Source organism: Candidatus Skiveiella danica, from assembly GCF_022705245.1.
In the GTDB taxonomy this organism is placed as follows: domain Bacteria; phylum Pseudomonadota; class Gammaproteobacteria; order Burkholderiales; family Burkholderiaceae_C; genus Skiveiella; species Skiveiella danica.
This window is the reverse complement of record NZ_JAKJEW010000059.1, coordinates 1-10,121: the sequence shown is the minus strand read 5'-3', so window position 1 is coordinate 10,121 and position 10,121 is coordinate 1. Positions and strand designations below refer to the sequence as shown.

Annotated in this window: 11 protein-coding genes and 1 tRNA gene; 2 read left to right on the top strand and 10 right to left on the bottom strand. The window is 63.6% G+C overall.

Annotated elements, in window-relative coordinates:
- The 8 genes from ndhC to ACMUOY_RS19575 all read right to left on the bottom strand — a co-directional run.
- On the bottom strand, window positions 1-224 hold a 224-nt coding region (ndhC, locus tag ACMUOY_RS19610), incomplete at its 3' end, for an NADH-quinone oxidoreductase subunit A (protein ID WP_413894420.1).
- 61 nt (window positions 225-285) lie between these two features.
- A tRNA-Leu gene (locus tag ACMUOY_RS19605) sits at window positions 286-370 on the bottom strand.
- A gap of 125 nt (window positions 371-495) precedes the next feature.
- Window positions 496-906: a preprotein translocase subunit SecG gene (gene secG / locus ACMUOY_RS19600; protein ID WP_413894419.1), complete on the bottom strand. Its 411-nt coding sequence runs from the start codon at window positions 904-906 to the stop codon at window positions 496-498.
- Between the two features lie 39 nt (window positions 907-945).
- A complete protein-coding gene (gene tpiA, locus ACMUOY_RS19595; protein ID WP_413894418.1) occupies window positions 946-1,689 on the bottom strand; it encodes a triose-phosphate isomerase in 744 nt (247 codons plus the stop codon).
- Window positions 1,686-2,705, bottom strand: a complete 1,020-nt coding sequence (locus tag ACMUOY_RS19590; protein WP_413894417.1) for an NAD(P)H-quinone oxidoreductase — start codon at window positions 2,703-2,705, stop codon at window positions 1,686-1,688. Before ACMUOY_RS19590 ends, tpiA begins: the two co-directional genes overlap by 4 nt.
- 59 nt (window positions 2,706-2,764) lie before the next feature.
- The gene (pnp, locus tag ACMUOY_RS19585; protein ID WP_413894416.1) at window positions 2,765-4,891 is read right to left on the bottom strand and encodes a polyribonucleotide nucleotidyltransferase; all 2,127 of its coding nucleotides are present in this window, start codon (window positions 4,889-4,891) and stop codon (window positions 2,765-2,767) included.
- Between the two features lie 210 nt (window positions 4,892-5,101).
- Entirely contained in the window at window positions 5,102-5,368 is a 267-nt protein-coding gene (gene rpsO / locus ACMUOY_RS19580; protein WP_413894415.1) for a 30S ribosomal protein S15, read from the bottom strand.
- Window positions 5,369-5,486: 118 nt separating this feature from the next.
- Window positions 5,487-6,674, bottom strand: coding sequence for a pyridoxal phosphate-dependent aminotransferase (locus ACMUOY_RS19575; RefSeq protein ID WP_413894414.1), 1,188 nt, complete (start codon window positions 6,672-6,674; stop codon window positions 5,487-5,489).
- Between the two features lie 104 nt (window positions 6,675-6,778).
- On the opposite strand from ACMUOY_RS19575, the gene ACMUOY_RS19570 reads away from it, so the two are divergent.
- Complete coding sequence (locus ACMUOY_RS19570) at window positions 6,779-7,084, top strand: hypothetical protein (protein ID WP_413894413.1); 306 nt, start codon at window positions 6,779-6,781, stop codon at window positions 7,082-7,084.
- Window positions 7,085-7,133: 49 nt separating this feature from the next.
- Here ACMUOY_RS19570 and ACMUOY_RS19565 read toward each other — a convergent pair whose 3' ends face one another.
- Window positions 7,134-8,408 carry a branched-chain amino acid ABC transporter substrate-binding protein gene (locus ACMUOY_RS19565; RefSeq protein WP_413894412.1) on the bottom strand — a complete coding sequence of 425 codons (1,275 nt, stop codon included), beginning with the start codon at window positions 8,406-8,408 and terminating at the stop codon, window positions 7,134-7,136.
- Window positions 8,409-8,550: 142 nt separating this feature from the next.
- On the opposite strand from ACMUOY_RS19565, the gene ACMUOY_RS19560 reads away from it, so the two are divergent.
- Window positions 8,551-8,943 (top strand): Hsp20/alpha crystallin family protein, encoded by a 393-nt coding sequence (locus tag ACMUOY_RS19560; protein WP_413894411.1) that lies wholly within the window; start codon window positions 8,551-8,553, stop codon window positions 8,941-8,943.
- Between the two features lie 39 nt (window positions 8,944-8,982).
- On the opposite strand, the gene tsaD is transcribed toward ACMUOY_RS19560, so the two are convergent.
- Window positions 8,983-10,032 carry a tRNA (adenosine(37)-N6)-threonylcarbamoyltransferase complex transferase subunit TsaD gene (gene tsaD, locus ACMUOY_RS19555; RefSeq protein ID WP_413894410.1) on the bottom strand — a complete coding sequence of 350 codons (1,050 nt, stop codon included), beginning with the start codon at window positions 10,030-10,032 and terminating at the stop codon, window positions 8,983-8,985.
- Window positions 10,033-10,121: the final 89 nt, after the last annotated feature.

Here is a 10,121-nt window from a genome sequence, read left to right as displayed (position 1 = left end):
GTTTCCAGATCGAACAAGATGAAGAGAATGGCAATGAGGTAGTAGCGCACATCAAACTTCATGCGCGCGTCTTCGAATGCTTCGAAGCCACACTCGTAGGGGGAATTTTTGGCCGGATCGGGGCGATTCGGTCCGAGGATGTAGCCGATGACTTGCGGCGCAATGCCAACGGCAGCGCCAATCAAGATGAACAGAAAAACGGGGAGGTATTGTTCCAGGTTCATCTTGCGGATCTGATCATCACTTTGGCCTGACGACCCTTCAGGCCGAAAAGGCTGTTTCAGTTGGTGCCGTCGGCGAGACTCGAACTCGCACAGCTTTCGCCACTACCCCCTCAAGATAGCGTGTCTACCAATTTCACCACGACGGCAGTCTTTTTTGTTCGCTGTAGCTGAGGAAAATCGCACAGTACGCCACGTTCGAACAGCTAAGAGTTTACCCTGAAAAACCTTCCAATCTCCTGACGCGAAGGAGGAATTTCAGCGCGTCTAGTCTCTATTTCCCGGGAATCTGGGCTGCGCCGGATGCCGGTGCTGCAGGAGCTGCCGGCACGGGGGTTGCTGGCACGCCAGCGCTTCCCGGAATTTGCGTGGCGGCGCCCGACGCGGCCGGAGCTGGCGCAGTGACGGCAGCACGCTCCAGCACACTGGAACTGCTCGCCGCGGGCCGAACACCGCCGAAATAGGCCAGCAACAAGGTGCAGACAAAGAACACGGCAGCAAGCGCTGCCGTGGTGTGCGAGAGAAAGTTGGCGCTGCCACTGGCACCGAACAGGCTGCCCGAGCCGCCGCTTCCAAAGGCTGCGCCCATGTCAGCGCCCTTGCCGTGCTGAATCAGGATCAGGCCGATCATGCCCAATGCTGAAAGCATTTGAACCGCCAGAAGAAGGGTTAGCAGGACACTCATTCAATAACTCCAGAAATAGATAATCGGTCGCGACAGGGGTCAGCCTGCGGCGGCAATGATGGTCAGGAAATCGGGCGCCTTCAGCGAGGCACCGCCAATCAGCCCGCCATCGATATCGGGCTGCGCCAGCAATTGCGCAGCATTGGCGGCGTTCATGCTGCCACCGTAGAGAATCGCGATGCGATCCGCATGGTCACTGGCGGCTCTGAGCTGCGCGCGCAGGACCGCGTGCACTTGCTGCGCCTGCTCAGGTGAAGCGGTCTTGCCGGTCCCGATGGCCCACACCGGCTCGTAGGCCACCACGATTTCACTGATGCAATGGCCATTGGCGTGGATAACGGCGGCAAGCTGGCGCTTCACCACCTCCTCGGTCTTGCCGGCCTCGCGCTCCGCCAGCGTCTCCCCGACGCAGACGATGGGCGTGATGCCCGCGGCCAGCGCCCGCTGCGCCTTGGCCGCCACGGCCGCGTCGGTTTCGCCATGGTACTGACGGCGCTCCGAATGACCGACGATCGCGTAGCGCACCCCGAATTCCTTCAGCATCGCCACCGACACCTCACCGGTGTATGCCCCGGATTCATGCGCGGACACGTCCTGGGCTCCCAGCGCAATCGCCGAATTCGCCAGCAGCACCTGCAGCTGAGCCAGGTACGGCGCCGGCGCGCAGACTGCGACGTTGCATGCCGGCACGCTTAAGCCCCCCAACAGCGCTTTCGCCAGTGCTTCGTTTGCAGCCAGGCCACCGTTCATCTTCCAGTTGCCGGCGATGAGCTTCTTTTTCATGCATCACCCCAAGTGAGAACAATTTTTCCGATGTGCTGATTGGACTCCATCAGCGCATGAGCCCTCGCAGCCCCGCTGGGAAGGTCATCGCCCACCGCCAGTGCATCGAACACGCTGTGAATCACTGGCTTGATGTGCCCGGATTCGATCAGCGACCAGACTTTGGCCTTCAAGGCCTTCGCGATGGCTGCCTTGAACTCGACTGGCCGGGGCCGCAATGTAGAACCGGTCACCGTCAGGCGCTTACGCAGCACCAACCCGGCATTGAACTCACTTTTGACGCCACCTTGCACCGCGATGAGGACCAGTCGACCATCTTCCGCCAGACACTCGATCTCGCGAGCCACATAGCCGCCCGCAACCATGTCAAGCACCACATTCACGCCGGCACCGTCGGTCAGTCGCTTGACTTCCGCGACGAAATCCTGCGTCTTGTAATTGATGGCGTGATCCGCCCCCAAGGCCAGGCAAGCCGCACATTTGTCGTCGCTGCCCGCGGTTGCGATCACCATAGCGCCCAGCGCTTTGGCCATCTGGATGGCCGTAACGCCAATGCCACTCGTGCCCCCCTGAACCAGCAGGACTTCACCGGCTTGCAAGCGCGCCCGGTCAAACACGTTGCTCCAGACTGTGAAGAACGTTTCGGGCAATGACGCGGCCTCAACGTCGCTCAGGCCATGTGGGACGGGAAGACATTGGCCGGCCGGTGCAACACACCGCTCGGCGTATCCTCCGCCCGCCACCAGAGCGCAAACCCGGTCGCCGATCGCCAGTCCGGCCGAATCCATGGCGGCCGGATCGCCCGCTTCGATGACACCTGCCACCTCCAAGCCGGGAATATCCGACGCGCCAGGCGGCACCGGGTAACTGCCGGTGCGCTGCAAGACGTCGGGTCGATTCACCCCACTGGCTGCCACGCGAATCAGCACTTCACCGATTCCCGCCACCGGATCCTGCCTCACTCCCGGGACCAGCACCTCAGGCGCGCCGGGCTTCTGGATTTCAACGACTTTCATGTAAAAACGGAATCAGTCCAGCGTCAAATGGTCAACATCTGCTATATAAAAAATAGCGATTATTGCTGGGCAGCCGCGTCCGGGTTGTGGGGCGCACGATCCAGCAGCGCTTTCATGGACAGCTTGACCCGGCCTTTTTCATCGGTCTCGAGCACCTTGACCTTGACGATCTGGCCTTCCTTGAGATAGTCGGTCACCTTCTCGACGCGCTCATGCGCGATCTGGCTGATGTGCAGCAAACCGTCTTTGCCAGGCAGCAGGTTGATCAGGGCGCCGAAATCCAGGATCTTGGTCACCGGGCCTTCATACACCTTGCCGATTTCCACTTCCGCGGTGATTTGCTCGATGCGGCGCTTGGCCTCATCGGCTTTGGTCGCGTCGGTGGCGGCAATGGTGATGGTGCCGTCTTCGTCGATATTGATCTGGCACCCGGTTTCTTCGGTCAGCGCACGGATGACGGAGCCGCCCTTGCCGATCACGTCACGGATCTTCTCGGGATTGATCTTCATGGTGTAGAGCTTGGGCGCGAAGTTGGACACCTCGGCCTTGGCCTCGCCCATGGCCTCCTGCATCTTTCCGAGGATGTGCATGCGGGCTTCCTTGGCCTGCGCCAGCGCCACCTGCATGATTTCCTTGGTGATGCCCTGGATCTTGATGTCCATCTGCAGCGCGGTGATGCCGTTGGTCGTGCCGGCCACCTTGAAGTCCATGTCGCCGAGGTGGTCCTCGTCACCCAGGATGTCGGTCAGGACGGCAAAGCGGTTGGCTTCCTTGATCAGGCCCATTGCGATGCCGGCGACATGCGCCTTCAGAGGCACGCCGGCGTCCATCAGCGACAGGCAGCCGCCGCAGACGGATGCCATCGACGAAGATCCATTCGATTCGGTGATCTCGGACACGACACGCATCGTGTAGGGGAACTCTTCCTTGCTCGGCAACACGGCAACCAGCGCGCGCTTGGCCAAGCGGCCGTGGCCGATCTCGCGGCGCTTGGTGCTGCCCATGCGGCCCACCTCGCCGGTGGCAAAGGGAGGCATGTTGTAGTGCAGCATGAAGCGGTCTTCGTACTCGCCGGCCAGGGCGTCGATGCGCTGGGCATCGCGTTCGGTGCCCAGAGTGGACACGACGAGCGCCTGGGTTTCACCGCGGGTGAACAGCGCCGAGCCGTGGGTGCGCGGCAGCACGCCGTTGCGGATTTCGATGGGGCGCACGGTGCGGGTGTCACGGCCATCGATGCGCGGCTCGCCGGCCAGGATCTGGCTGCGGACAATACGGGCCTCGATGTCGAACAGCATGCCCTCGACCTTGACGCTGTCGAACGCCACACCGGCCTCCTTCAGGTCGGCCATCACCACGGCGTAGGCCTCGCGGCAGGCGTGCGTGCGGCTCTGCTTGTTGCGGATCTGGTAGGCGGCGCGCAGCTTCTCTTCGGCCAAAGCGGTGACCTTGGCGATCAGTTCTTCGTCCTTGGCCGCCGCATGCCAGTCCCAGACCGGCTTGCCCGCGTCACGAACGAGTTCATGGATGGCATTGATCGCGACGTTGCCTTGCTCGTGGCCGAACACGACCGCACCCAGCATGATTTCTTCCGACAGTTGCTGAGCCTCGGACTCCACCATCAGCACGGCCGCTTCGGTGCCGGCCACGACCAGATCCAGCTGACTACTCTTGCGAGCGGTCTGGCCCGGGTTCAGCACGTACTCACCGTTGATGTAGCCGACGCGAGCGGCGCCGATGGGCCCAGCAAACGGAATGCCGGAGATGGCCAGCGCGGCGCTCGACGCGATCAGCGCGGCGATGTCGGCGTCCACCTCAGGGTTCAACGAAATGGTGTGAATCACCACGTGCACCTCGTTGAAAAAGCCCTCGGGGAAGAGTGGGCGGATGGGGCGGTCGATCAGGCGGCTGGTCAGGGTTTCGTGCTCGCTCGGCTTGGCCTCGCGCTTGAAGAAACTACCGGGGATCTTGCCGGCGGCATAGGTCTTCTCGATGTAATCGACGGTCAGCGGAAAGAAGTCCTGGCCGGGCTTGGAGCCCTTGGACGCCACGACGGTCGCCAGCACGACGGTGTCGTCAATGTTGACCAGCACGGCGCCGGAGGCCTGGCGAGCGATCTCGCCGGTTTCCATGACGACGGTCTTGTCGCCCCACTGGAAGGTTTTGGTGACTTTGTTGAAAATGGACATGTTCAGCTCCTGAGATCAGCGGCACATGAGGCTGTGCCGGGGGCCCGGAGCCGGACTATCCGAACACGATGCCATTCCATGAAAGATCGGCAATCCTTCATGGAATGACACAGCGCGTATTCGTCGCGACAGACTCCGAAATGAAAAACTCAAAGTAGAAAGCGCCTGAGCTAGTGAACTAACTCAGGCGCCTTGCATTCAATTTACCGATTACTTGCGCAGGCCAAGCTTGGCGATCAGCGCAACGTAACGGTCGGCATCCCTGGACTTGAGGTAGTCCAGCAGCTTGCGGCGACGGCTGACCATGCGCAACAGGCCGCGACGGCCGTGGTGATCCTTGGCATGCAGCTTGAAGTGGGGGGTCAGTTCGTTGATACGGGCGGTCAGCAGAGCGACCTGAACTTCGGGGCTGCCGGTATCGGTCGCGCCGCGGGCGTTGGCCTTGACGACCTCGGCCTTGATGGAGGATGCAATCATCTTGATTTCCTTAAGGATTGATCGGCTGGCGAGTGGCCCGCTTCACCGAAGTTTTCAACTTGCGCCGCAGGCTGGAACTGCCCATGGCGTGCGCCTTGCGGGATGCAAAGCCTTGGAATTATACCCCGATCCGCTCGTTCGCCGGCCGCTGGTCTGCCAGCCATGTTCTGAGCCGGTCCACGCCGAGGGCCAGGCGATTCGGGTCGTGGGAGGCAAAACACCAGCGCAGCCAGCCGCGGGCTTCGGGTGCAAACGCATCGCCAGGCGCCAGCCCGAGCCCGGCTTCGACCACCAGCCGCTTGGCCGTGACCAGCGAATCATCAAAGCCGGAGACCCTGAAAAACGCATACATGCCGCCCCGAGGCAGCGCCAGCTGCACCCCTGGCACCGCGGCCAGCAAGGGGATCAGCGTGTCCCGGCAGACCTTGAGGTGCGCCACCACGCGCGGCGTCACGTCGGCAGTGCGATGAAGCGCCACCACCCCGGCGCGCTGGGTGAACACGCTGGCGCAGGAGGTGTTGAATTCGATCAACTTGCCGACGTGGTGGGTCATGTCCGGCGGCATCACCAGCCAGCCCAGGCGCCAGCCCGTCATCAGGAAACTCTTGGAAAAGCTGTGCACCACGACCAGCCGGTCGTCCGCGGCAGCGATATCCAGGAAACTCGGCGCGCAGCCATTGTCCGTGTCGTCCGCGAAATACAGGCGCTCATAGACCTCGTCGGCAAGGATCCAGGTGCCCGTGCGCCGGCAGTGGTCCAGCAGGGCCTGCTGTTCGCGGCGGGTCAGCGTCCAGCCGGTCGGGTTGTTGGGCGCATTCAGGATCAGCACCTTGGTGGCCGGCGTGACGGCTGCCAACAGACTTGGCAGATCCAGCGTCCATTCGCCGTCGACCGGTTTCAGCGCAACACATCGGACCCGGGCACCCAGGATCGCCGGCTGGGCCGTCAGGTTGGGCCAGACCGGCGTGACGGCGACCACCTCATCGCCGGCATCGACCAGCGCCTGGATCGCAATCATCAGCGCGTTGACACCACCGGAGGTGATCGCAATGCGCCCGCTCTCAACGGGGCCGTGCAGCGCGCTCATGTACGTGGACACCGCCTGCCGCAACTCGGGCAGGCCCAGGTTGTGCGAGTAGAAAGTCTCGCCGCGCTGAAGGGACTCGATGGCGGCCTGCCGGATGAAGTCCGGCGTCACCTCGTCGCTTTCGCCAAACCAGAATGCGAGCACATCGTCGCGGCCCATGCCGGCATTGGCGACTTCACGGATTCTGGATTCTTCGAGATTCAGGACGGCTTGGCGCATGGTGAAACGTGGGGTTCGATCAAGCGCCGATCCTAGCCGACCCGAGCGGCAGCAGCTGGCTGGCTATGATGCGGCCAAAGTCCAGAACCACCCAGGAGGTCACCATGTCCATCACGCTTTCTCTCCGCACCCTGAGCCTGGCCGTCCTGCTGGCGTGCGCCGTCGCTGCACCCGTTCGGGCGGCCACGCCGGCCAGCGCCCCGGGCACCCCGCCCGGCACGATGGCCAACGCCAGCAACGCTGCGCCAGCATCGGTCCAGCCGGAAAAATCCAAACACAAGAAAAAGAAGTCCAGCACCGTCAAGTACGACAAGGGCTCGGCCGAGACCACTGCCGAGCGCGACCGCCGCCTGAAGCGCGAATGCAAAGGCCGGCCCAATGCCGGCGCCTGCCTGGGTTACGCCTCGTAGCCAGAACCGGACCCTGCGCGCGAGGTGAAGTGCTCCGAAATCGCGCCGCTCAGACCGGGCGCGCCATCCGGCAGGTGCTCGGCAGTTCGGCCTGGGCCGGGCTGATCTGGCGGATCACCCGGAATGCGTAACCGGAGCCCTCGACGTCGAACTTGACGCCTGACGCTCCCTGTCGGTCCATCAAGCCCACCACCAGCGGCTGCTGAAACTGATGGTCCGCCGCGCGCATGCGCCCGCCCTGCCCGCTCAGGCTCACCGCTGCCTGCTCCAGCTGCCCGGCCACGGCGACCATGTTCGTGGCCGACCCGCTCTTCTCCATCGCCTGAACCAGTGCCTCGACCAGCAGTTGCATGCGCATGTGCACGTAGTCGTCCTCGGGCTTGGGAAAGCGCGCGCGAAAGGAGCGGTAGAACGCCTCGCTCGGCGCCCCGGGCACGTTGGGCAGCCAGTCTGCCACGGCCACCACCCGGCCGATCCCGGCATCGCCGATCGCAGCCGGCGCACCGAGGGCATTGCCGTAAAAGGTGTAGAACTTGCCCTCGAACCCGACTTCCCGGGCTGCCTTGACCAGCAAGGTCAGGTCATTGCCCCAGTTGCCGGTGATCACGGCCTGCGCGCCACTGGACTTGATCTTGGCGGCGTAAGGCAGAAAGTCCTTCACCCGCCCGACCGGATGAAGCTCGTCGCCGACGATCTGCATGTCCGGGCGCTGGGCACCCAGCTGGCGCCTGGCTTCGCGCAGCACCGATTGGCCAAAGCTGTAGTCCTGGCCGATGAGGTACACGCTCTTCACGCTCCGGTCGTCGCGGATGACCTCCATCAGAGCGGCCATGCGCATGTCGGCGTGGGCGTCGAATCGGAAGTGCCAGAAGCTGCATTTCTCATTGGTCAGGACCGGGTCCACCGCCGAGTAGTTGAGGAACAGTACACGCCTGCCGGGTTCGCGCTCGTTGTGCTTGTTGAGCGCGTCGATCAGCACGGCGGCCACTGACGACGAATTGCCCTGCACCACGAACTGGATGCCATCGTCGATGGCCGATCGCAGCGCTGCCAGCCCTTCCTCGTTCTGACCTTTGCTGTCGTACCGCTCAAGCCCCAGCATCCGATGACCGCCAGGCAGCTTCACGCCGCCGCGCGCGTTGACACGCTCGACCGCCCAGAGCAGGTTGCGATACACCGCCTCGCCGGTGTTGCCGAACGGGCCGCTCAGGCCTTCGATCAGGGCGATGCGAATCGACGGCCCCCCCGGCTGGGCCCCAACCCAGGCGGGCGAAGCAAGGGCGGCGGTCAGCAATTTCAAGAGCCGCCGGCGAAAAATATTCATCTCTGCATTCCACTTGAAAAGAACCGCCGGGCTCACAGATGCAGGCCATGCGGCGGTTCTGGTTTGAACGCCGCGCAGTGTAAGGGAGCGGATTTCACCCGCACCCGCCGATGTTTCAACCACAAGTCACAGGAGATTCACGATGTTTTTCGCAACCACCCGCCCCGCCACGCTGCGCCGCGCCGCCTATGTCCCCGCCATGCACGCGCTCGATCGCCTGCTCGACCAGGCACTGCCGAGTCCTTCCGAAGGAACCAAGGCCTGCCGCACCGAAGTCACATCCGACGATGCAGTCTGGACGCTCTCGCTGGACGTGCCCGGCGTCAACAAGGAACAGCTGAACATCCAGATCGAAGGTCAGGTCGTGCGCATCGAAACGCTCGCCGACGCGCCCCGGCAGTACCGTCACGGATTCGAACTGCCGCAGGACATCGACGCCTCGACCAGCGTGGCAAAACTGGAAAACGGCGTGCTCACGCTCACGCTGGCGAAGAAACAACCGGTGGACACCAGCACTCGGCTGACTATCAATTAAGTAGCTAAAAGTGACCAGCCTGCGCTGGGGTGGAGCCTTTCAGTTCACCTCCAGTGCATCCAGTGGCCAGCGGGGCTTGACGTCGAACGCGTAAACCCAGTTGGCCTGTTGCACCCCGGCCTGCAGGCGCATGGCGGCAGCCATGGCGATCATGGCGCCGTTGTCGGTGCACAGGTGCAGCTCCGGGTAATGCACGCGCACACCTTGCTGAGCACAAGCCAGATTGAGCTGGCGGCGCAATTCGCGGTTGGCGCCCACGCCGCCCGCGACCACCAGCCGGCGCAAGCCCGTTTCTTTCAGGGCCGCCAGCGACTTCTTCAGCAGCACTTCCACGATGGCCGCCTGGGTGGAGGCCGCCAGGTCGGCTTTTGCCGTCGATCCGGCCGCCTCGAGCTGATCGCCCAGCTTCTTCGCCTGCGTCAGCACGGCCGTCTTCAGGCCCGCAAACGAAAAGTCGAGGTTGCCGCTGTGCAGCAACGGCCGCGGCAGCTTGAACGCGGTCGGGTCGCCCTGCTCCGCCAACCGCGACAGGGCCGGCCCGCCCGGGTAGCCGAGGCCCATCAGCTTGGCGGATTTGTCGAAGGCCTCGCCCGCGGCGTCGTCGATGGTCTCGCCCAGGATGGCGTAGCGCCCCACCCCGTCCACCCGCATCAGCTGGGTGTGTCCGCCCGAGACAAGCAGCGCGACAAACGGGAATTCCGGCGGGTCCGCGCTCAGGAATGGCGACAGCAGGTGGCCCTCCAGGTGGTGCACGCCCAGCACTGGCCGCTCCAGCGCTGCGCCCAGCGCGCAGGCCACGCCCGCTCCGACCAGCAGCGCGCCGGCCAGCCCCGGCCCCCGCGTGAAAGCGACCACGTCCACGTCCGCCAGTCGGCAACCGGCATCCCGCAACACCAGTTCGGTCAGCGGCAACACGCGACGAATATGGTCACGGCTGGCCAGCTCGGGCACCACACCGCCGTAAGCCTGGTGCATGTCGACCTGGCTGAACAAGGCGTGTGAACGCAGCACCGGCACCGCGGCGCCGCCGGATTCGACGAGCGCCACGCCGGTCTCATCGCACGACGATTCGATTCCCAGGATCAGCATAGGACCCGAAGTTTATTGAGACTTACATAATTCATGACATCACCAGAGCGTAGCCTGCATCCAGCAAGCGGCAATGATGGACGGACGCT